Origin of the sequence: Winogradskyella sp. 4-2091 (assembly GCF_045765065.1) — a bacterium.
In the GTDB taxonomy this organism is placed as follows: Bacteria; Bacteroidota; Bacteroidia; order Flavobacteriales; family Flavobacteriaceae; genus Winogradskyella.
Map to the genome: position 1 here is coordinate 12,660 of NZ_JBJKOD010000015.1, position 20,798 is coordinate 33,457.

Annotated in this window: 23 protein-coding genes; 10 read left to right on the forward strand and 13 right to left on the reverse strand. The window is 31.7% G+C overall.

The window, feature by feature from the left end:
* Positions 1–22 precede the first annotated feature (22 nt).
* From ACJBCC_RS15215 to ACJBCC_RS15230, 4 genes are all read right to left on the reverse strand, one after another.
* Positions 23–760, reverse strand: coding sequence for a hypothetical protein (locus ACJBCC_RS15215; protein ID WP_407557651.1), 738 nt, complete (start codon positions 758–760; stop codon positions 23–25).
* 5 nt (positions 761–765) lie between these two features.
* Entirely contained in the window at positions 766–1,275 is a 510-nt protein-coding gene (locus ACJBCC_RS15220) for a hypothetical protein (RefSeq protein ID WP_407557652.1), read from the reverse strand.
* A 146-nt stretch (positions 1,276–1,421) separates the two neighbouring features.
* On the reverse strand, positions 1,422–2,870 hold the full coding sequence (locus ACJBCC_RS15225; RefSeq protein WP_299103126.1) for a glyceraldehyde-3-phosphate dehydrogenase: 1,449 nt from the start codon (positions 2,868–2,870) through the stop codon (positions 1,422–1,424).
* Positions 2,871–3,019: 149 nt separating this feature from the next.
* Positions 3,020–4,429 carry a trypsin-like peptidase domain-containing protein gene (locus tag ACJBCC_RS15230; protein WP_407557653.1) on the reverse strand — a complete coding sequence of 470 codons (1,410 nt, stop codon included), beginning with the start codon at positions 4,427–4,429 and terminating at the stop codon, positions 3,020–3,022.
* Between the two features lie 158 nt (positions 4,430–4,587).
* On the opposite strand from ACJBCC_RS15230, the gene dapF reads away from it, so the two are divergent.
* The 5 genes from dapF to ACJBCC_RS15255 all read left to right on the forward strand — a co-directional run bounded on the left by dapF (position 4,588) and on the right by ACJBCC_RS15255 (position 8,614).
* Positions 4,588–5,367, forward strand: a complete 780-nt coding sequence (gene dapF, locus ACJBCC_RS15235; RefSeq protein WP_407557654.1) for a diaminopimelate epimerase — start codon at positions 4,588–4,590, stop codon at positions 5,365–5,367.
* A complete protein-coding gene (locus tag ACJBCC_RS15240; protein WP_407557655.1) occupies positions 5,361–5,885 on the forward strand; it encodes a GNAT family N-acetyltransferase in 525 nt (174 codons plus the stop codon). The genes dapF and ACJBCC_RS15240 overlap by 7 nt, the downstream gene beginning before the upstream one ends.
* Before the next feature lie 2 nt (positions 5,886–5,887).
* A complete protein-coding gene (gene mltG, locus ACJBCC_RS15245; RefSeq protein ID WP_407557656.1) occupies positions 5,888–6,931 on the forward strand; it encodes an endolytic transglycosylase MltG in 1,044 nt (347 codons plus the stop codon).
* Between the two features lie 6 nt (positions 6,932–6,937).
* Complete coding sequence (locus ACJBCC_RS15250; protein ID WP_407557657.1) at positions 6,938–7,840, forward strand: DUF2279 domain-containing protein; 903 nt, start codon at positions 6,938–6,940, stop codon at positions 7,838–7,840.
* A 117-nt stretch (positions 7,841–7,957) separates the two neighbouring features.
* Positions 7,958–8,614, forward strand: a complete 657-nt coding sequence (locus tag ACJBCC_RS15255) for a peptidoglycan-binding protein LysM (RefSeq protein WP_407557658.1) — start codon at positions 7,958–7,960, stop codon at positions 8,612–8,614.
* A gap of 11 nt (positions 8,615–8,625) precedes the next feature.
* On the opposite strand, the gene ACJBCC_RS15260 is transcribed toward ACJBCC_RS15255, so the two are convergent.
* From ACJBCC_RS15260 to dnaA, 4 genes are all read right to left on the reverse strand, one after another.
* Positions 8,626–9,342 carry an SAM-dependent methyltransferase gene (locus ACJBCC_RS15260; protein ID WP_407557659.1) on the reverse strand — a complete coding sequence of 239 codons (717 nt, stop codon included), beginning with the start codon at positions 9,340–9,342 and terminating at the stop codon, positions 8,626–8,628.
* A complete protein-coding gene (locus ACJBCC_RS15265; protein WP_407557660.1) occupies positions 9,342–10,766 on the reverse strand; it encodes a PQQ-dependent sugar dehydrogenase in 1,425 nt (474 codons plus the stop codon). Before ACJBCC_RS15265 ends, ACJBCC_RS15260 begins: the two co-directional genes overlap by 1 nt.
* A gap of 64 nt (positions 10,767–10,830) precedes the next feature.
* A complete protein-coding gene (locus ACJBCC_RS15270) occupies positions 10,831–11,286 on the reverse strand; it encodes a low molecular weight protein-tyrosine-phosphatase (RefSeq protein WP_407557661.1) in 456 nt (151 codons plus the stop codon).
* 12 nt (positions 11,287–11,298) lie between these two features.
* The gene (gene dnaA, locus ACJBCC_RS15275) at positions 11,299–12,726 is read right to left on the reverse strand and encodes a chromosomal replication initiator protein DnaA (RefSeq protein WP_299103145.1); all 1,428 of its coding nucleotides are present in this window, start codon (positions 12,724–12,726) and stop codon (positions 11,299–11,301) included.
* A 200-nt stretch (positions 12,727–12,926) separates the two neighbouring features.
* On the opposite strand from dnaA, the gene ACJBCC_RS15280 reads away from it, so the two are divergent.
* Complete coding sequence (locus tag ACJBCC_RS15280) at positions 12,927–13,334, forward strand: thioesterase family protein (RefSeq protein ID WP_299103147.1); 408 nt, start codon at positions 12,927–12,929, stop codon at positions 13,332–13,334.
* Here ACJBCC_RS15280 and ACJBCC_RS15285 read toward each other — a convergent pair.
* Positions 13,329–13,937, reverse strand: a complete 609-nt coding sequence (locus tag ACJBCC_RS15285; RefSeq protein WP_299103149.1) for a YigZ family protein — start codon at positions 13,935–13,937, stop codon at positions 13,329–13,331. The genes ACJBCC_RS15280 and ACJBCC_RS15285 overlap by 6 nt on opposite strands.
* 221 nt (positions 13,938–14,158) lie before the next feature.
* On the opposite strand from ACJBCC_RS15285, the gene ACJBCC_RS15290 reads away from it, so the two are divergent.
* Complete coding sequence (locus tag ACJBCC_RS15290) at positions 14,159–15,742, forward strand: aryl-sulfate sulfotransferase (RefSeq protein WP_407557662.1); 1,584 nt, start codon at positions 14,159–14,161, stop codon at positions 15,740–15,742.
* A gap of 33 nt (positions 15,743–15,775) precedes the next feature.
* On the opposite strand, the gene ACJBCC_RS15295 is transcribed toward ACJBCC_RS15290, so the two are convergent.
* Genes ACJBCC_RS15295 through ACJBCC_RS15310 form a run of 4 tightly spaced genes read right to left on the reverse strand, consistent with a single transcriptional unit; the run spans position 15,776 to position 18,691 of the window.
* Positions 15,776–16,627 (reverse strand): DMT family transporter, encoded by an 852-nt coding sequence (locus ACJBCC_RS15295; RefSeq protein ID WP_299103153.1) that lies wholly within the window; start codon positions 16,625–16,627, stop codon positions 15,776–15,778.
* Positions 16,624–17,241, reverse strand: a complete 618-nt coding sequence (locus tag ACJBCC_RS15300; protein ID WP_407557663.1) for an HAD family hydrolase — start codon at positions 17,239–17,241, stop codon at positions 16,624–16,626. Before ACJBCC_RS15300 ends, ACJBCC_RS15295 begins: the two co-directional genes overlap by 4 nt.
* Positions 17,228–18,232 carry a bifunctional diaminohydroxyphosphoribosylaminopyrimidine deaminase/5-amino-6-(5-phosphoribosylamino)uracil reductase RibD gene (gene ribD / locus ACJBCC_RS15305; RefSeq protein ID WP_407557664.1) on the reverse strand — a complete coding sequence of 335 codons (1,005 nt, stop codon included), beginning with the start codon at positions 18,230–18,232 and terminating at the stop codon, positions 17,228–17,230. Before ribD ends, ACJBCC_RS15300 begins: the two co-directional genes overlap by 14 nt.
* Positions 18,233–18,691, reverse strand: coding sequence for an LEA type 2 family protein (locus ACJBCC_RS15310; protein ID WP_407557665.1), 459 nt, complete (start codon positions 18,689–18,691; stop codon positions 18,233–18,235).
* 49 nt (positions 18,692–18,740) lie between these two features.
* Between ACJBCC_RS15310 and ACJBCC_RS15315 the strand changes: the two genes are divergently transcribed.
* Genes ACJBCC_RS15315 through ACJBCC_RS15325 form a run of 3 tightly spaced genes read left to right on the forward strand, consistent with a single transcriptional unit; the run spans position 18,741 to position 20,793 of the window.
* Positions 18,741–19,232, forward strand: coding sequence for a GNAT family N-acetyltransferase (locus ACJBCC_RS15315; RefSeq protein WP_407557666.1), 492 nt, complete (start codon positions 18,741–18,743; stop codon positions 19,230–19,232).
* A 3-nt stretch (positions 19,233–19,235) separates the two neighbouring features.
* Positions 19,236–20,108 (forward strand): peptide chain release factor N(5)-glutamine methyltransferase, encoded by an 873-nt coding sequence (gene prmC / locus ACJBCC_RS15320; RefSeq protein ID WP_407557667.1) that lies wholly within the window; start codon positions 19,236–19,238, stop codon positions 20,106–20,108.
* Between the two features lies 1 nt (position 20,109).
* The gene (locus ACJBCC_RS15325; protein WP_407557668.1) at positions 20,110–20,793 is read left to right on the forward strand and encodes a hypothetical protein; all 684 of its coding nucleotides are present in this window, start codon (positions 20,110–20,112) and stop codon (positions 20,791–20,793) included.
* Positions 20,794–20,798 lie beyond the last annotated feature (5 nt).

A 20,798-nucleotide genomic window follows, 5' to 3' on the forward strand; every position in this document is an offset into this window, starting at 1 on the left:
TATATACGATAGATATTATAATTTAGATGTTAAGCGTACTTAAATGTGATAAATTCGTAATATCATTTTCGTCTAAGCTATATTGATACAATCCATTTGCTCCAATTAACACCAATATTCCATTGTTTATAATAACATCAAAGCTGTCAACATTTATAGAGGTAACTAACTGTGAATTATTAGGATCTGAAATATCAAAAACCTTAACTTCATCATCACAAACAAATAGATAATCGTTGTAAAGTCCTATTCCTATTGGTCGAGTTAAATTTCTCGATGATATTAAAACGGGATTAGTAATATCTGCAACATCATATATTTCTAATACATTAATAGTATTGCCACAGCCAATATTAGAGTGTAAGGTTACAAAAGCATGTGTATCATTGGCAATCACAGGATCGCATGCCGTAAAATGTTCTACAGCAGAGAGATAATTAGGTTCTTCAGGATTATCTAAATCGTAAATAAACATGCCATTTCTAGAACCTATATATAAATAGTTCTTATAATTAAATAGAGTTTCAATATTCCATCCTATTGGTATGGTATTAATTTGAACAGGTTCTGCTGTATTAATTATACTAAACACATTTAAGTTAGTATCGTCAACAACGTATAGGTAATCGGTGTAAAGTGCAAATCTAGCAAGTGATCCACCTTGTCCGTTTTCAGAAAAGGAAGACGCATCATTGGTACTATCAGAATCACAGCTCAGAACTAAAAAAATAACGAGTAAAATTAAATAGATTTTTTTCATAGCTATTAGTTTATAAGTTCCCAGTTTACAATAATATCATCGTCTTCGAGAGCATAATAATACTCACCTTCTGGAGACCAAATTTGAGGAAATACATGTTCTAAACGTTTCGTAATCGTTAGAGTTTCTGAAGATTCGTCAATTGTAAATGCAATTAAATCTGTAGCATTATTGGCGTATATAATGTCTTCCTTTATACTTAAATCTGAAGAGCCAAGTACTTTTATAAAGGCAATATTTTGTGGATTTGAAGGGTCTGAATTATTGATAAGGTGGAAGCCTTCATTTACCTCGTTAATAAAGATATAGTTTCCTTTTACGTATATTTTTCCTGAATTTTCTATAGCTCGTGGCGTGTTTTCAAGCATCGTAGTAGATTCAAAAGCAGTACGCTTAATAATTATAGGCTCGTAATTAGATGTCATAATGAAGTCATCATCAACACCTCCAAAATGGATACAGCTATGTAGCAGCAATACCGAAACTACTGCCAGAAAAGCAAGTTTATTTTTCATAATTAAATTGATTAGTTGTTAAGAAGATGAAAAACAATGAAAAAGGTTGCGTTTAATTTTCATTAAATTACTAACAGCTTAACTTTTAAACAAAAAAAATCTTGCCAGCTGACAAGATTTTTTCTTTTTTTCCTTTTTCAATTATTCTAATAATAAGCATAGCGTCTTACTTTAGAAATATACTTTGCTAATCTAATAACTTGATGACTGTAGCCATACTCATTATCATACCATATATATAAGATGGCATTTTTACCATCTTTTCTTACAATTGTTGCTTTACTATCATAAATTGAAGGTGCAGAACTACCAACAATGTCACTAGACACAAGCTCATCACTCATCTCAAATTTAATTTGTTCTACCAAATCACCTTCTAGCGCATATTTTTTCATGATGGTATTCATGCTTTCCACTGAAGTTTCATTTTTTAATTCTAAACTAAGAATTGCTAAAGATCCATTAGGCACTGGTACTCTAATAGCGTTAGATGTTAATTTTCCTTCTAACGATGGTAATGCTTTGCTAACCGCTTTTCCTGCGCCAGTTTCAGTAATTACCATATTAAGAGCGGCAGCGCGTCCTCGTCTGTATTTACCATGAAAATTATCTACAAGATTCTGATCGTTGGTATATGCATGAATGGTTTCTAAATGACCAGTTTTAATACCGAAAGAATCTTCTACTGCTTTTAAAATTGGCGTAATTGCATTTGTTGTACAAGATGCGGCCGAGAATATTTTTACTTTATCAGGATCGTTTTCCTTGTGGTTTACACCATGAACAATATTAGGAATGCCTTTTCCTGGTGCAGTTAATAAAACTTTATCTACACCTTTAGCTTTGAGGTGTCTGCTTAATGCTTCTTTATCTCTAAAAGCGCCAGTATTATCTATAATTAAAGCATTTTTTATACCATACTTTGTATAATCAATATCTTCAGGCTTATTTGCAGAGATTATTTTCACTGTAGTTCCATTAATTATTAATGCAGAATTTTTTACATCAATACTTACCATACCAGAGAAATCTCCATGAACGGAATCATTTCTTAATAATGAAGCACGCTTTTCTAAAACAGTTTCATTAATTTCTCCTCTAGTCACAATAGCTCTTAATCTTAACTGTGTGCCTTTTCCTGTACGTGTCATTAATTCACGCGCTACTAAACGACCAATTCTGCCAAAACCATAAAGAACAACATTCTTTGGTTCAATAGGTTTATTTTGCTTTGAGTTACCAAGTTTAGCCGCTACAAAAGCAGTAGCATTGCTATATTTTTGGTCTTCCATATGAAACTCATAAGTTAACTTACCTATATCTAATTTGGCAGGAGGGAAGTTTAAAGCATTAATGGCTTGTGCAATTTCAACAGAATCAAAAATAGAAATTGGTTTTTGTACAAATTCACCAGCATATTCATGCAGATTCAATATTTCGCTTACATTTCTATCAATTAATTGATTTCTAAATAGAACTAATTCAATAGACTTATCATACCATAAGTCACTAATGATTTTTATAAATTCTACTGTTGCTCTGCGACGATCAGCTTGAAAAGCCAATTCCTTTTCGTAAGTGGCATTAAAACTCATATTTTTTTGTTTAGAGAATAAATTATTAGTTTATATTTTTTGCGAAAGTACTATATTTCAAACGTTTTCGTAGCACATTTTAACGAAAATAAAAACCCTTCAAAGAAAATTACTTTGAAGGGTTCATTTAACCTAAATTTAATGTCTCATTATCTAAAATGATAGACCACTTTTTCTCCGTTTTTATTTATCACTTCTAGCTGAAGCGCTTCATTGATATGCTTAGAAGTTATAGCACTTTTTGCATCATCAATTGTGTAAAGTTCTGTTCCGTTAATTTTAGTGATGATAGAACCTTCCTCAATACCGTTTTTATTCCAATAAGGTTTATAATTGTCATCAAAACGTGAAATCTTTACTCCATATTCAGTATTGTATTTTTTAAGTTCTTTTTTTGTTGCATTTTTAATCATTCCTATATTCTGTAGATTATAAGTCGATGGTTTTAATAAAGTAACAGGAAGTGTTTCTTCTTCACCATCTCTCAATAAGGTTACATTTACCACGTCATCAGGACTTTTGGTTTTTAAATAACCAGATAAATCCGAAAACTTATTGATTTTAACGTTGTCTATTTTATTGATTATATCGCCAGATTGTATACCTGCTTTTTCTGCTCCTGTATCTTCTTGTACATCACTAACGTAAAAACCTTCTGTAGTTGTTGTTCCTAATTCTTCAGCAGCTTTACTATTTAATGCACCACCAACAACACCTAGAATTCCGTTTTGTACATTTCCATATTCCATAATATCATTTACAATTTTGCGTGCAATATTACTTGGCACAGCAAAAGAATACCCAATGTAAGAACCTGTACGCGATGAAATAGCAGTATTAATACCAATTAAATCGCCATTCGTATTCACTAAAGCTCCTCCTGAGTTTCCAGGATTTACAGCAGCATCAGTTTGTATAAACGACTGTGAATGGTTTCCAGATAAATCTCTTGATTTTGCACTTATAATTCCGGCTGTAACCGTAGAAGTTAGGTTAAAAGGATTGCCAACGGCTAAAACCCATTCACCAACTTTTGCATTATCAGAATCTCCAAAAGCCATAAACGGAAGGTCTTCATCAGTTTCAATTTTTAATAAAGCGATATCAGTAGATTCATCCGTACCTATCAATTCAGCCATATATGCTTTGTTATTATTTAAGGTAATGCTAATTTCGTTTGCATTTTTAATTACATGGTTATTGGTAACAATATAACCTGTTGGCGAAATTATTACACCACTACCTGTACCAACTTGTGCTCTTTGAGACTGACGACCAAAAAATAAATCTTGCATCGATGTTGGTGCACTAACAATAGATGTGTTTTTTACATGGACTACGGCGTCCAATGATTTTTCTGCGGACTCAATAAAATTTGGAGTATTCGCACTATTATTATTTACGTTATTGTAATTTGATGCTGGTACAAAGACTGGAGTATCAGCTGTGGTTTCCACCATTAAGGGTTTAGAATCTTTTTCAACAAATAATTTGTAACCACCTAAGGTTAAAAGGCCTCCTAATGCCGAAACAAAGACTAATGTTAGAATCTTCTTCATGTTTTTTTAGATTTAAGTATTACTATTCATTTTAACTAACGATTAAATTTAGAAATTTATTGATTTCATTTTTCGATTTAACGACTTTTTAACGTGAATTTTAACGCGTGTTTAACAACTGATTTTAATGTGTATTATTCTTATATTTGCCTACAATTATGAATATGACATTTTACAAATATCAAGGTACAGGTAACGATTTTGTAATCGTAGATAACCGCTTAAATACAATAGATAAATCTAATACTAAGCGTATTGCAGAAATCTGCGATAGACGTTTTGGTGTAGGTGCAGACGGATTTATACTTTTAGAAAACGATGATAATACAGATTTTAAAATGGTTTATTATAACGCAGATGGTAACGAAAGTAGTATGTGCGGAAATGGTGGTCGTTGCATTGTAGCTTTTGCAAAATTTCTAGGTATCATAGAAAATGAAACTGAATTTATTGCTATTGATGGTCTTCATAGTGCAAAAGTTGATAATGGTATTGTTCATTTACAAATGCAAGACGTTTCTAAAATAGAATCATATAAAGATCATCAGTTTTTAGATACAGGTTCGCCACATCATGTAGAATTGGTTTCTGATATTTCTAATTTTGAAGTAAAATTAAAAGGTGCTAAGATAAGATATGGTGCACCATATAATGAAGCTGGTAGTAATGTGAATTTTGTAGAGCAAATTTCTGATGATAATTTCGCTGTAAGAACTTACGAAAGAGGTGTTGAAGATGAAACATTATCTTGTGGTACAGGTGTTACAGCTGTTGCGATAGCTATGCACAAAACAGGTAAAACACTAAATGAGAAGGTTAAACTGAAGACACAAGGTGGTTCCTTAAATGTAATGTTTAATTTTGATGATAGTGGCTATTCTAATATTTGGCTTATTGGTCCTGCAGAACAAGTGTTTAAAGGCGAAATGACATGGTAAGTTTAACGGGAAATCAAATATATTTAAGAGCTTTAGAGCCCGAAGATTTAGAGTTTGTATACGAAATAGAAAATGACACAAACTTGTGGTATTTAAGTGATACACAAACACCATATTCTAGATTTTTAATTAAGCAATATTTAGAAAATGCTCAGCAAGATATTTTTGAAGCCAAGCAACTGAGATTAGCAATATGTAATGTTCAAAAAGAAACAATTGGATTAATTGATGTGTTTGATTTTGATATAAAAAACAAACGTGCTGGTATCGGAATATTAATTCAAGATAATGAAAATAGAAATTTAGGTTATGGTAAGGAAGCATTAAACTTATTAGTTAACTACTGTTTTTCAACATTACATTTACACCAAGTTTATGCTAATATTTCAGAAAATAATTTAGCGAGTCTAAAGCTTTTTGAAACGAATGGGTTTAAGAAAATAGGATTAAAAAAAGATTGGAGTTTTGATGGAGAAACTTACTCTAATGAATATGTATTACAACGAATTAACAACTAACTATGTATATTAAAAAAATTCTTTGGGCAGTAGCTCTTATTGGCTTGGTAATTTGTGGTGCATTTGCCTACTATGTATATAATGCCATGTTTGCACCTAATACAAAATTCAATAATGAAACTGCTTATATAGAAGTACCAACAGATGCAAAGTATGCAGAAGTACGTTCACAGTTAGAGCCACTTTTAGAGGATATTGATGCCTTTGATGCTTTAGCCAAACAGAAGCAATACATTACAAATATTAAAGCTGGTCGTTTTGCTATTAATAAAGGAATGAATAATAATGATATTATTAATTCAATAAGAAGTAAAAATCTTCCAATAAAAATTGCATTTAATAATCAGCATAATTTAGCAGATTTGGCAGGAAGAATTAGTACACAAATTGAAGCTGATAGTTTATCCCTCATTACTGCGATGACAGATGAAGCATTTTTAAGAAAAAATGGATTTAATAAAGCAACTGCTTTAGGAATGTATTTGCCAAACAGCTATGAATTTTTCTGGAATACATCTGCAGAAACATTTAGAGAAAGGATGCTAAAAGAATATAACCGTTTCTGGACAGCAGATAGAAAAGCAAAAGCCAAAAAACTAAATTTAATGCCTAATGAGGTCATTACTTTAGCTTCAATTGTGCATGAAGAATCTAAGCAAGCCAATGAGCAACCAAGAGTTGCTGGAGTTTATCTCAATAGGTTGAGGATTAAAATGGCTTTACAAGCAGACCCAACTTTAAAGTTTGCAGCTTATCAATTACCAAAGTATAAGAACACAATAATTAGACGAGTTTTAAATATTCATAAAGAAATTGAATCGCCTTATAATACATACAAGTATTCAGGTTTGCCACCTGGACTTATCGCTATGCCAGATTTATCTGCTGTAAAAGCAGTTTTAAATCCTGAGAAGCACAGCTATTTATATTTTGCGGCAGATGCAAAACGAATTGGCTATCATAAGTTTGCTAAAACTTTAGGTCAGCACAATAATAATGCACGCGAGTATCATCAATATTTGTCATCTCAAGGTATTAATAAATAAAGTCAAATGCGTTTATACTGCCATTTTGTATTATTCTTTTTGGTTAGTTATTCTGTTTTTTCGCAATCTAAGTTCAATGCATTTTTAAAGCCTAGTGATACTTTAAATAAATCACGACGCAATACAGTTGTCATTTCAGAATCCGTTTTAGCTTCTGCTACACTAATTGGTCTCAATCAATTGTGGTACGCAGATTATCCGCGTTCTAGTTTTAAAACTTTAAATGATAGTGGAGAATGGTTACAGATGGACAAAATGGGACATGCTTTTTCATCGTATCAATTAGGTAGGGTAGGAGCAAATTCTTTAGAATGGGCTGGAGTTAGTGAAAGAAATCAATTAATCTATGGTTCTACAATTGGCTTAGGGTTTTTAACCGCAGTTGAAGTTTTAGATGGTTTTTCAGAAGAATGGGGATTTTCTTGGACTGACATGGCAGCAAATACAGCAGGAACAGGTTTATACGTTGGCCAAGAATTACTTTGGAAAGAACAACGCATTGTTTTAAAATATTCTTTTCACAGAACGCAATTTGCAAAACAAAGACCAAACAAATTAGGTAATGGATTAACTGAAGAATTTTTAAAAGATTATAATGGACAAACCTATTGGTTAAGTGCTAATATTAATTCGTTTTTAAAAACAGAAACGATTCCTAACTGGTTAAATTTTGCATTTGGCTATGGTGCAGAAGGTATGTTAACTGGTGAGTCCTCGGATTTGAACTTTACAAATCAAAATAGAAGACGTCAATTTTACTTTAGTTTAGATGTTGATTTAACCAAAATTAAGACCAATTCTAACGTCTTAAAAACTGTTTTTAGCGTTTTTAACGTTATTAAAGTTCCTTTTCCTGCATTGGAGTTGAGTGACGATGGTCGTTCAAAGTGGCATTTTATATACTTTTAAGTTAAAATTTTAACACTTAAGCGGCTGATTTTCAGTAATTACAAAATAGTCGTATATTTGCACGCGAATTTGGTAACGTAATTGGGGAAATTATTTTACTAATTAAATTTAGCTGTTATGATTAAAAGTAACATTAAGAATTTTTTATTACCGTTTTCAATTTGTTTGCTCTTAGCAATATCATTGTATCCAGATACTACACTTAACCTTGAAGTGTATTCTACTGAAGGTTTAGAACTTAACTATAACATTTCTGAAGATTTGGCCATGTTGCCTAAAGAGACTTCAGTGAAGTATAATATGTTTACACCACATCTAGGTAAATCATTTGATGGTTTTAAAGAGGCATTAGCATTTAAAGAATCAAGGGGAAACTATTTTACGGTAAATACTTTGGGTTATTTAGGAAAGTATCAGTTTGGTGAAGAAACTTTAAAGTTGTTAGGTATATACACACCCAATCAATTTTTATATAATCCTGAGTTACAAGAAAAGGCCTTTGTTGCAAACGCAGAAAGAAATAAATGGGTGCTTCGAAAAGACATAAAGCGTTTTGAAGGTAAATTTATTGGAGGGATAGAAATTACCGAATCTGGTATTTTAGCAGCTGCGCACTTAGCAGGTCCAGGAAGTGTTAAGAAATACTTGCGTAGTTATGGAGGTACCAATAGTTCTGACGCTTATGGAGCAACGGTTAAAACTTACATGAAAAGATTCTCTGGTTATGATACTTCAATGATCACACCAGATAAAAAAGCTAGAGTTACCTTATAATTATTTAGTCATTAGTCTTTTTGGATAATAAATATTGCAGGTCTCTTGTGGAGGTCTTCTTTGTTATTTTTCCAATCTTTCGCAGTTTTCGTTCTAATATACTCGGTTGGTAATGTTAAATCACAAGCCACACAAATTCTTGTATTAGGTTGTAATGTATGTGATAAATCTTCGAGCATTTTCATGTTTCTATAAGGTGTCTCAATGAATATTTGAGCTTGGTTATGTTCAGAAGATAACCGTTCTAAAGACTTTAACTTAGCTTTTCTCTCGCTTTTATCAATAGGTAAATAGCCATTGAATGTGAAACTCTGGCCATTCATACCAGATGCCATTAGCGCTAAAATGATAGATGATGGACCAACAAGTGGAACAACTTTTATATCCATTTGATGGGCTAAACTTACAATATCAGCACCAGGATCTGCGATTGCAGGGCAGCCAGCTTCAGATAATAAACCAATAGAATTTCCCTCTAAACAACTATTAAGATAAGTGTTGCGTTCAGCTTCAGTGGTATATTTATTTAGTACTTGTAATTTTAATGAAGGTTGAGATTTTCCGGGAGAAACACGTTTAATAAATCGTCTTGCAGTTTTTTCATTTTCAACTATATAATAGTCTAAATCTTCGATTATCTTTTTGATTGAAATCGGTAAAACCTCTAATGGTGGATTATCTCCTAATCGTGTTGGTATGAGGTATAATGTTCCTTTTGTGATGCTCATTAATTTTTAACCAGTTTATGAATGGATTGTGCTCCGTTTTCGTCTGTTATTTTTAATAGGTAAATCCCAACTGACAATTCGGATATATTAATTTGCTGAATACTAGTTGTACTTTGAGCAACAGTTTTCATTACTTTTCCTTGTAGGTCAAATATATGTATAACAGATGATAATTCATTTGCTAAATTTGTGCCAAAATTTATATTCACAATATTATTAGATGGATTAGGATAAACGGAAATTGAAGAAATTGAATTTTGATTTAAACTTAACGTCGTATCCGTTAATTTATAAATATTTCCAGATGTTAAATCTGAAATATATAATTCTCCATTTAAATCTTCACCAAAAGCACTCCAATTACCATTAAAATCTTGTAAGTTTCTATTCCAAACGTCATTGGTTTCATCATAAGTTAAGAAACCTATTTCTTGACTACAGTAATCAGCAAAGAAGTATAAACCATCAAAACTAGAATATGCTGTTCCTCTATATACATAACCACCTGTTATAGAGCACTTAGATTCTCCATCGTCAAAATGGTGATAGCCACCAATAGGGTAAGTATAAGTACTAGCTGCGGAGCAATCGTCAGAATTAAATATTGAATTACCTTCGTAGCAACGCCATCCATAATTTAATCCGGCAGCGGCATCTGCAGCCGTAGTGTGGTTAATTTCTTCGTATGCATTTTGTCCAACATCTGCTATCCAGATGTCTCCGTTTAAGCTATCAAAAGAAAATTTCCATGGGTTTCTTAATCCGTAAGCCCAAATTTCTCCATTAACACTTGGGTTGCCTACAAATGGGTTGTCTGCAGGAATACTATAATTATGTATTGATGTGACTGAATTGATATCTAACCTCAAAATTTTACCTAAAAAATTTGTTGTGTCTTGTGAGTTATTTTGAGGGTCACCAGAAGCACCACCATCGCCAGAAGCAATGTATAAAAAGCCATCTGGTCCGAAAGCTAAATCACCACCATTATGATTACTGTAGGGCTGATAAAAGGAAATAATATTAAACTCCGAACCAGCATCTGCTAACAACGGATTTGTAGCATCTCTAGTAAATCTAGAAATTACAGAATCTCCAGAATTGTCTATATAATATACAAAGAAGTAACCATTGGTCTCGTAGTCTGGATGAAAAGCCAAGCCTAACAAGCCTCTTTCGTTACCGCTGTCAATAACAAGATTGTCAATATTTAAGAAAGCAGTACTTTCTATGGAGCCATCAGAATTAATTATTTTAATAAGCCCATCTTGTTCTACAACATAAAGTTTATCGTCACCAGCATGTTTAATGTTTACAGGTCTATTAAAATTTGAAGCAAATAGCTCTAAATCTATGTCTTGGGCGTGTGAAAACTGTAAGGTGAAAAAAGCAAAAACAAACAGAGTAATAGCAGACTTCAGCATAATTATTAATGGTTTTAGCTACTAATTTACAAAAAAAAGGAGCTTAGATATAGTAAAATTACGATTAGTCGTTTATTGTTTTTATTAAGATGTCGCAGGTTTCATGTACAAGATTGTATACATATTCAAAACCATCTTTTTCGCCATAATAAGGATCTGGCATATTTTTATTTTGAATAAAGGTATTAGCTTCTAAAAACAACATTACTTTTTCGATATCAGAATTATTTCTCGCAAGCCTAATAATGTCTTCATAGTTTGAAGAGTCCATAGCGTAGATATAATCAAACGTATCAAAATCAGCAACCGTAAATTGTCTAGCAGTTTGTGTACTTATATCTAGTCCATGTTTTTTGGCTACAGCAATAGAGCGTCTGTCTGGTTTATTGCCAACGTGGTAGGCAGCTGTACCAGCAGAATCAACATAAAAATGGTCTTCAGGAAGTTTAGACTGCATAATTCCGTGTGCTAAAGGTGAACGGCAAATATTCCCTAAGCATACCATTAAAATACGAGTCATAATAAAAGGTAATTAAAGAGCTAACTTTTTAGACAAATCCTCAACGTATTTTCTAAATTGCTTATCAGTTGATGATAAATTATCAACGGTTTTACAAGCATGTAGAACTGTAGCATGATCACGTTGCCCGATTTGAGAACCAATACTAGCTAAAGACGCTTTAGTGTATTTTTTGGCAAAAAACATAGCTAACTGACGTGCTTGTACAATATGACGCTTACGTGTTTTAGATTGTAGTGTATTAACATCCATCTGAAAATAATCTGAAACTACTTTCTGAATGTAATCTATAGAGACTTCACGCTTAGTGTTCTTAACAAACTTTTCTACGATGTCTTTTGCAAGATTTATTGTAATTTCCTTTTTGTTGAATGAAGACTGAGCAATTAAAGAAATAATAGCACCTTCTAGCTCTCTTACATTGGTTTTAATATGTTTTGCAACATATTCTACAATATCATCTGGCATTTCAACACCATCTCTATAAAGCTTATTCTTTAAAATAGAAACTCTAGTTTCAAAATCTGGAGTTTGTAATTCGGCAGAAAGTCCCCATTTAAAACGAGATAATAAGCGTTGCTCAATATCTTGCATATCTACAGGCGCTTTGTCACTCGTTAAAATAACTTGCTTTCCGTTTTGGTGTAAGTGATTAAATATATGAAAGAATACATCTTGCGTACCTGTTTTACCAGATAAGAATTGTACGTCATCAATAATTAAAACATCTATAATTTGATAGAAGTGAATAAAGTCATTTCTATTATTTTTCTTTACAGAATCAATATACTGCTGTGTAAACTTCTCTGCAGAAATATACAATACAGTTTTCTCAGGATATTTATCTTTGATATCAACACCAATGGCATGGGCTAAGTGTGTTTTGCCTAAACCGACACCTCCAAAAATCAATAATGGATTAAATGAAGTTCCTCCTGGTTTATTTGCTACTGCAATACCTGCATTTCTAGCTAAACGGTTTGAGTCGCCTTCAAGGAAGTTTTCAAAACTATAACTTGGGTTTAATTGAGACTCAATCTTAACATTTCTTATTCCCGGAATGATAAATGGGTTTCTAAGTTCAGGGCTTTTATTATTAAAAGGCACATCGACATCTTGCGATTTTACAGCAGATCTATTTGAACTTGGAATTTTTTCAGTGAAAGGTTGCTTATTACCATATGTGTTTTCCATTTTAATAACGTAAACCAATTTGGCATCTTCTCCTAACTCTTTTGTAAGCGAAACTTTTAAAATCTTAACGTAATGCTCTTCTAACCATTCATAGAAGAATTTACTTGGCACTTGTATACTCAATGCATTTCCAGAGAGTTTAACAGCATCTATAGGTTCAAACCAAGTTTTGTAGGCTTGTGGTTGAATATTGTCTTTAATAAAAGCAAGACAATTACTCCATACAGATTGCGCTGTGTTCTCCATGCGTTAAGTTAAGTTATTTGTTGTTAGTTATATTAGCAAAAAAAAAGAGAATTAGGATTCTCTAGTAGTTTTTGAACAAGGCAAATATGTGAACAAAATTCTTAATAAAAAAATTAAAATATTTTGAATATTTAGAAATTTTTCCTCATGTTTAAAACGAATTTAAAATTACGAAATAAATCCTAAACAAATTTACATAAATGAACTTTAATGAAACAGAAATAAGAGTGCGATATGGTGAGACAGACCAAATGGGCGTTGTATACCACGCCAATTACGCGGTATACTTTGAAGTAGGAAGAACCGAGTGGTTACGTGAATTTGGCTTAAGTTATAGTGCAATGGAAGCGGATGGGATAATGTTACCTGTAGTATCACTTTCTGTAAACTACAAAAATTCAGCACGTTATGATGATGTTCTTAAAGTAAAAACTACACTTAAAAAAATGCCAACGGCTTCTATTGAATTTGAATATGAATTACGAAATCAGTCTAACATTTTATTAGCAACAGGAAGTACAATTTTGGCTTTTATTGACACGAAGCGAAATAGACCAACACGTTGTCCAAAATATCTTTTAGACCAACTGCAAAATTATTCGTTATAATTCTTTGATTTCAATACCGTAAAATTGATCAAATAATTCAAAAACTTTAGAACCGTTACTTTTTCTGACAGATATTTCTAACATACAATTTAATTCTAACGTTTGTTTTTTGATTTCGACTTCATTCTCTTTGATTAATCTCATCACCTTGCTCATGTTTTTGTATTCAAAAATGAGTTGAAATTCTTTATTAATTGTTCGTTCTACAATTTTTGAAGCTTCTAAAGCTAATTGTGCGCCTGTTCTGTAAGCATTTATTAAACCACCAACTCCCAATTTTACGCCACCATAATATCTAACTACAATTATTAGAATGTTGGTTACTTCAAATGATTGTATTTGTCCATAAATAGGCATACCTGCAGAATTACTAGGTTCGCCATCATCGTTCGCTCTATATTGTTTAGACTCGGCTCCTATCTGGTAGGCGTAGCACCAATGTCTTGCAGAATAATGTGTTTTTTTTACGTCCTCAAGGTGTTGTTTTATTTGGTCTTCGTTATCTACCGGAAACGCAAAACCAATGAACTTACTATTTTTATCTTTGAATATTTCGCCTTCTGCAGGCTCTAAAATTGTTTGGTATAAATCTTCCTCTGTCATTCTGTAAGATAGTTAATATCGCTTCGACAAAAATACCAATACACTTATTATATAATCGTTATAATATAATAATATTCAATTTTATCGATGTGAAGAGGGCTTTCTATGACGATTAATTTTATTAGCAATTAGATTATTGGATAGAATACATTTTTTAATAAGTAAAGTTTATAATGTTCTATAAATTTACTTATATTTTTCGTTTTAAATTTTAAATATCAATGGTGAAAATAAATATACTATTCTTCTTACTGTCTTTTAATGTTATTATGGCTCAAGATCAAGAAACGATTGGCTTAGTTTATAATGATTTTAATAAAACCAAATCAGAGGGCTATACATTAATTAAGCCTACAAATGATAATAGAGTGTTTTTAATTAATAACTGTGGAGAGGTTGTTAATCAATGGGATGCCACAGGAGATGGAGTGAGCAGATCATATTTTTTAGAAAATGGGAATTTATTATTGAGTAATGGAACTAATGCAGAAATTAGAGATTGGGATAATAATATAGTTTGGAGTATTTCTTATAGCGATCTTGGTTTTGTAACTCATCATGATATTGCTCCATTATCTAATGGTAATTTTTTAGTATTAGTGAGAGATGTTTACTCTAAAAGTGAAATGGTAGGTCATGGGTTAGATGTTTCCTTTCCTGATGATGATTTTCAGCTTGAACGAATAATAGAAATTGAGCCATTAGGCAGTAATTCTGCAAACCTTGTCTGGGAATGGAAGGCTTTTGATCATTTAATTCAAGATTTCGATAGTTCTAAAGATAATTATGGTGTTGTTGCAAATAATCCACAATTATTTGATCTTAATTATGGAAATCAATCAAATTTCATGCACGTAAATGCTATAAATTATAATGAAGAATTAGATCAAATTGTATTTTCAGCAAGAAATTTAAACGAAATTTATATAATTGATCACAGTACTACAACTATCGAGGCAGGAAAACATGATGGTGGAATTTATGGTAAAGGAGGCGATATACTTTGGAGATGGGGAAACCCAGAAGTTTATGACAACGGTATAGTCGCAGACCGTAAATTAAATGGTCAGCACGATGTAAAATGGATTACTGAAGGACCTAATCAAGGTAAAATTTCTGTATTTAATAACGCTGGTTACGGTAGTGATTTTGCTGCATCATCTATTCATATTATCGATCAAAACCATACCGAAGGCGTCTACACTTTAAATTCGGGTAAATATTTACCTGAAGATTATTTTTGGTCTTGGGATGGAGTAATAATGAGTACTGTTATGCATGAGGGCAAAAAATCTGGCGTGCAATTTATGTCTAATGGTAATGCTTTAATTAACGAATCTGGCAAAGGAAGAATTACAGAGGTAGATAATATGGGTAATGTAATATGGGTTTATATTATTCCTGCAGGTAATAATTCTAATTATAATCAATTCTCACAGCCAGGTGTAAATGAAGCTTTTAGAGTGACCAGATATTCTGAAAATTATATTGGTTTTAATGGATTAACTTTTAATAACACCGGGATTATTGAAGATGTAAACTCTATTTCAGCTAATTGTGTTAATATGTTATCTGACGATGATTCTTACTATGTGAATTTAAATGTATATCCTAATCCCACAAAAACTATTTTAAATTTCACAAAACAAATCGATGAAATTAAAGTTTACGATATATCAGGAAAAGTTGTGCTAAACAAAGCTAACTCTGATTTTGTAAACCTTGAAAGTTTACGAATAGGTTTATATCTTATTAGACTTTTTGAAGATGAGAAATCCGTGATTTTTAAAATTACAAAGAATTAAGGTTATCATTGATTTTAGTTACTAAAAATTTGATTACGTTAATGTAACTAATACAATTGATACGATAGCGATAACTATTCCAATCCAGTTTTTGTTTGAAATATGTTCTTTGAAGAATAACAAACCTATTAACGTAGAGATTGCTACTATAATCACATTATTAATAGTAAATACAGTAGAGCTTTCATAGCCATCTACACGTAAGGCTTTTAATAAAAAATAAATTGAAGCATAATTAACGATACCGAGAGTAATACCAAAAGGTATACTTTTTAATTCGAAACGATTTTTTTCTTTTATAGCTTTGTAACTTAAAATTACTAATCCAATAGTTGCAGCGATACCAAAAATCGTAGCTGAAAATAAAGGAATATTATCGTCAGGAGCAAAATGATTAACTGATGTATCTATAATTCCAGAACCAAAGAATAGCATGACTGGTAGAAATATTGATGGCTTCAATACAGTGTTGTCTTTTGGTTTAATAGAGGTTAGATAAACAGCAAATAACGCTAATACTATACCAATGATTTTTTGAGCACCAATACTTTCGTTATATACATAAATACCAAAAAGGATAGGAATTATAACACTCATTTTACTGGCAACTGAAGCTACAGAAAGGCCGTTTTTCTGTGCTGTCAATGCCATGACATTAAATATAGCTATAAATAAAAAACCTAAACCAAGTGCTCCATAAAACCAGCTTGCACCTACAATTTGAGAAATAATAACTTTACCATCGTAAAAGAATAAGCCAGCTATGCAGGCTGTAATATAGTTTACAATTATAGCTTGGAGCGTATTAACCTTATGCTTGCTATATAGTTTAAATAAAACAAATATTCCAGTTGATGATAGAATACTGAGAAGTAAATATATCAAAAGAGTGCTTTTTTAGTTTCAAAAAGAGTGACTACATCTTCTTTGGTTTCATCAATATTCCAAGTATGAAATCCCATTTGGTCTGCTGTATCAGTATTGTCTTTAGTGTCATCTATAAACAGACATTCATTAGCGTTAAGCTTATTTTCATTTAACACGTATTCAAAAATATCTTTATTTGGTTTTCTAAAATGAATTTGCTGAGATAAATAAAAGACATCAAAACACGACTTAAATTCTTCAAAAAACGGAACCGTTTCCTTTACATAATCAATATGCATATCATTTGTATTACTCAGTAGTATGAGTTTGTATTCTTTTTGAAGTGCTAAATTTTTAATAAACTCTAAGCGATGCTTTGGGAAGTCTTTAATGATACAATTCCAAGCCTTAATAAGTTCTACTTCATTAATATTTGGAAATTTCGATTTGTAAAATGCTATAAATTCAGAAGTCGTAATCTTTCCTACTTCATATAATTCGTTAATTCCAATCATATCAGATTCAAAGGTCTCTAAATTGAATAAATCTAAAGCATGTTGCATGGCACCTTGTTTGTCAAGGTTGATAAATACATCGCCAAAATCGAAAATTAAAGTCTTAATCTTTTGCATATATTTTTAAAGTATCATTTTTAATATTGGTTTCAGATATCAAATCCCCACTAAATTGTGGTGCATTAATACCAGATTTAAATTCAGTTTTCCCGATAAAAACTCTGGCTTCATCCCAAAGCTCTTCATCAATAAAAGTTTGAAGCGTTTGTGAACCACCTTCAATAATTACAGAGTTAATATTATCAGCATGTAATAAAGTCGCAATTTGAATGGCTATCGGTTTTTTAAAATCAATAGTTTCAGAAGTAATCCTAATGGTTTTAGCGTCATCATTAAAAATAGCGTAATCTGAATTTAATTTTGAAGTTCTATCCAAAACAACTCTAATTGGGTTGTCGCCAGACCAATCTCTAACCGTTAAACTCGGATTGTCTGCTTCAACGGTATTGGTTCCCACTAAAATGGCTTGTTCTTCGGCGCGCCATTTATGGACTAATTGACGTGAATACTGGTTGGTTATCCAAACTGGTTTTTGTTCGTCCTTTTTTAAAGGTGCAATAAAACCATCTGAAGTTTCTGCCCATTTTAATATAATATAAGGACGCTTTTTATTGTGAAATGTAAAAAATCGCTTGTGATGTGCTTTGCATTCGTCTTTCAAAACACCAACAGTAACCTTACAGCCAGATGCTCTAAGTTTTGCAATGCCTTTTCCGGCAACTTCAGGATTATCATCAATACAACCAATAACCACATTTGGTATATTGTTTCTAACAATTAAATCACTGCAAGGTGGTGTTTTTCCATAGTGGCTGCAAGGTTCTAGGGTCACGTAAATGGTGCTTTCGGCTAAAAGCGATTGGTCTTTTTCGGCATTTATGGCATTAACTTCAGCATGATTGCCACCATAAGCACTAGTGAATCCTTCGGCAATAATTTGGTCGTTATAAACAATCACAGCGCCAACCATTGGGTTAGGTCTTGTAATTCCTAATCCGTTTTTGGCAATTTGCAAACAGCGTTTTATATAAGTTTCGTGTGAAGTCAATTAAAGTTTAATTTTTACATCTTGGATTTCATCAACCGTATATGTAGACGAATAACCCATAATTTTATATTTAATGTCGCCTTTATAATGCACTTTTAGGCTTTGGCTAATTAAACTTCCTAATAAACCACCTAAACTATTTTTATCAATAAGTTTTTCTGTTTCTACAGTAACCGTTAATGGGATTGTAAAATCCTTTTTTCGTGGTACATCAAATTCATCAGAAATAATTGTGGCAACTTCTGTATCATTAACATAGACTTTAAGATCATCCGTTTTTAGTGTGCCACCAACATCATTTTTATTCAAGAAAAAAGCATCTGCACTGAGTGTGATTCTTTTAGAATTAGAATCAACAACTTTTATGTTATCTAGCTTTACAAATTCTGGTTTTTCCGTTACAGAACAGTTGAAAAGTAGTGTAAAAGTTAAGGAAAACATTAAGAGTCTTTTAAACATAAAATTGTTTTTATACGTATTTTTGAAATTGCTAAAACCTAATTATTAAGTGCGTAAAGATACTATTGTTATTCGAGAAATTGAAGCTAAGGATAACCCTAAAATTGCGAAGGCGATTCGTAATGTTTTAATAGAAATGGGTGTTCCAAAAGTGGGCACAGCCTATGAAGATTCAGCTTTAGATTGTATGACGGAAACCTACAGTGCAGAAAAGAAAGCCTATTTTATAGTTGAAGCTGGTAATGACGTTATTGGTGGTGCAGGAATTTCGCCATTAGATAATTACGAAGGTAATATCTGTGAACTACAAAAAATGTACTTTATGCCAGAAGCTAGAGGTAAAGGTTTAGGTTCAGAAATGATGCAGAAATGTCTTGATTTTGCCAAACAAGCTGGTTTTGCTCAATGCTATTTAGAAACCTTGCCTTATATGGATGATGCGCGCAAATTATACAGAAAAGTAGGATTTAAATCTATTGATAAACCACTCGGAAATACTGGTCATTACTCGTGTACGGTTTGGATGCTTAAAGATTTGTAGGTTATGGTTTTAAAAGAACTTCAGAATATATTTCATATAGAATTAGATGCAATTTATGGTCAGCATGAAGTGAATAGTTTTTTCTATTTGTGCACAGAACATTATTTGAATATAGCAAGAATTCAATTAACGTTAGAACCAGAATTAGCCATCACAAAACCTGAAACCGAAACGTTTTTTAAAGCCTTAGAGCATTTAAAACAACAAAAACCAATTCAGTATTTACTAGGCGAAACGGAATTCTTTGGATTACCTTTTAAATTGAATGAAAATGTATTAATTCCACGACCTGAAACAGAAGAGTTGGTGGATTTGATTATCCGAAGTCATTCAGAACAAAGCGAAGCATCTAAACTTAAAATTTTAGACATTGGTACAGGTTCTGGTTGCATAGCCATTTCTTTAGCTAAAAACTTACCGAATGCCGAAGTTTATGCACTAGATGTAAGTCCAGATGCTTTAAAGATGGCAAAGCAAAATGCTGAATTAAATAAGGTTAATGCCCATTTTATTGAAGCCAGTATTTTAGACGAAACTTGTCATTCCGCACTTGATGCGGCATCTAAATTCGATATTATTGTTTCTAATCCACCATATGTTAGAAACCTAGAAAAACAAGAAATTAAACCCAATGTTTTAAACAATGAACCACATTTAGCATTGTTTGTAGAAGATGATAATCCGTTACTATTTTATAAAGCCATAACAGCATTCGCGGAAAAAATCTTAAAATCAAAAGGACAATTGTATTTTGAAATAAATCAATATCTTGGAGAAGAAACGAAGGCTTTACTAACTAACACTAATTTTGAAGCTGTTAAATTATTGAAAGACTTAAATGGAAATAATAGAATGTTGAAGGGTAAAAAGGTATAGAATGAGAAGTTTAATTTCTTTTTTTGTTTTGATTATTTGTTTCTCTTGTAAGAAAGAAAAACAATCTATTCCAGTGGTAGAAAATAAGAAAGAAGTTATTGAGGCAGCCGATTCGACTACACTTTATAAAGAATCACAAATTAATAAAAAAGATGCACTTACTGGTAATTCGCCAATTCATGAGTTTATTGTATTGACTAATAGATTAGAATTAGGAAGATGGAAGCATGATACAATTCGCGCTAAAAAAATATATGGCTTAGGAAAAAATAGTTCAAAGAAACCTGTGTTTTTTAAAGAGAAGCCATTTTATGAATTAACTTTTGATGAAACAGGAATTAGCCGATTTGTTAAGTCCAAAAATTTCAAAGATGAATTAGAGGATTTTGATGTTGAGGTTTTTGAAAATACAGTAAGTATTTGGTCTTATTTTTACAGAGATGATATGGATGACAATTGGATTGAAGATGGAATAATTGAACAATGGGAATTTAAAACACAAACTTTAGCCAAAATTGCTCACGAAAATATTGAAAAGAAAGGTGGAACAGTCTTTTACTTTAATACAAATCCATTTTTCTATACCTATAAAAACTATTTATTCATTTTTCATACGAGAGCAATGGCTTTTAGTTATGACCAGAAAATAATATTTGAAGATTTTAAAAATCTTCTAAAAGAATAATTTAA

Coding starts and splice junctions, on each gene's coding strand:
- ACJBCC_RS15280 (WP_299103147.1), top strand. CDS start 12,927: ATGAACTTTAATGAAACAGAAATAAGAGTGCGATATGGTGAGACAGAC.
- ACJBCC_RS15230 (WP_407557653.1), bottom strand. CDS start 4,429: ATGAAGAAGATTCTAACATTAGTCTTTGTTTCGGCATTAGGAGGCCTT.
- ACJBCC_RS15240 (WP_407557655.1), top strand. CDS start 5,361: ATGGTAAGTTTAACGGGAAATCAAATATATTTAAGAGCTTTAGAGCCC.
- ACJBCC_RS15250 (WP_407557657.1), top strand. CDS start 6,938: ATGCGTTTATACTGCCATTTTGTATTATTCTTTTTGGTTAGTTATTCT.
- ACJBCC_RS15285 (WP_299103149.1), bottom strand. CDS start 13,937: ATGACAGAGGAAGATTTATACCAAACAATTTTAGAGCCTGCAGAAGGC.
- ACJBCC_RS15265 (WP_407557660.1), bottom strand. CDS start 10,766: ATGCTGAAGTCTGCTATTACTCTGTTTGTTTTTGCTTTTTTCACCTTA.
- ACJBCC_RS15225 (WP_299103126.1), bottom strand. CDS start 2,870: ATGAGTTTTAATGCCACTTACGAAAAGGAATTGGCTTTTCAAGCTGAT.
- ACJBCC_RS15300 (WP_407557663.1), bottom strand. CDS start 17,241: ATGCAAAAGATTAAGACTTTAATTTTCGATTTTGGCGATGTATTTATC.
- ACJBCC_RS15270 (WP_407557661.1), bottom strand. CDS start 11,286: ATGACTCGTATTTTAATGGTATGCTTAGGGAATATTTGCCGTTCACCT.
- ACJBCC_RS15310 (WP_407557665.1), bottom strand. CDS start 18,691: ATGTTTAAAAGACTCTTAATGTTTTCCTTAACTTTTACACTACTTTTC.
- ACJBCC_RS15215 (WP_407557651.1), bottom strand. CDS start 760: ATGAAAAAAATCTATTTAATTTTACTCGTTATTTTTTTAGTTCTGAGC.
- ACJBCC_RS15325 (WP_407557668.1), top strand. CDS start 20,110: ATGAGAAGTTTAATTTCTTTTTTTGTTTTGATTATTTGTTTCTCTTGT.
- ACJBCC_RS15260 (WP_407557659.1), bottom strand. CDS start 9,342: ATGAGCATCACAAAAGGAACATTATACCTCATACCAACACGATTAGGA.
- ACJBCC_RS15220 (WP_407557652.1), bottom strand. CDS start 1,275: ATGAAAAATAAACTTGCTTTTCTGGCAGTAGTTTCGGTATTGCTGCTA.
- dnaA (WP_299103145.1), bottom strand. CDS start 12,726: ATGGAGAACACAGCGCAATCTGTATGGAGTAATTGTCTTGCTTTTATT.
- ACJBCC_RS15255 (WP_407557658.1), top strand. CDS start 7,958: ATGATTAAAAGTAACATTAAGAATTTTTTATTACCGTTTTCAATTTGT.
- mltG (WP_407557656.1), top strand. CDS start 5,888: ATGTATATTAAAAAAATTCTTTGGGCAGTAGCTCTTATTGGCTTGGTA.
- dapF (WP_407557654.1), top strand. CDS start 4,588: ATGAATATGACATTTTACAAATATCAAGGTACAGGTAACGATTTTGTA.
- prmC (WP_407557667.1), top strand. CDS start 19,236: ATGGTTTTAAAAGAACTTCAGAATATATTTCATATAGAATTAGATGCA.
- ACJBCC_RS15290 (WP_407557662.1), top strand. CDS start 14,159: ATGGTGAAAATAAATATACTATTCTTCTTACTGTCTTTTAATGTTATT.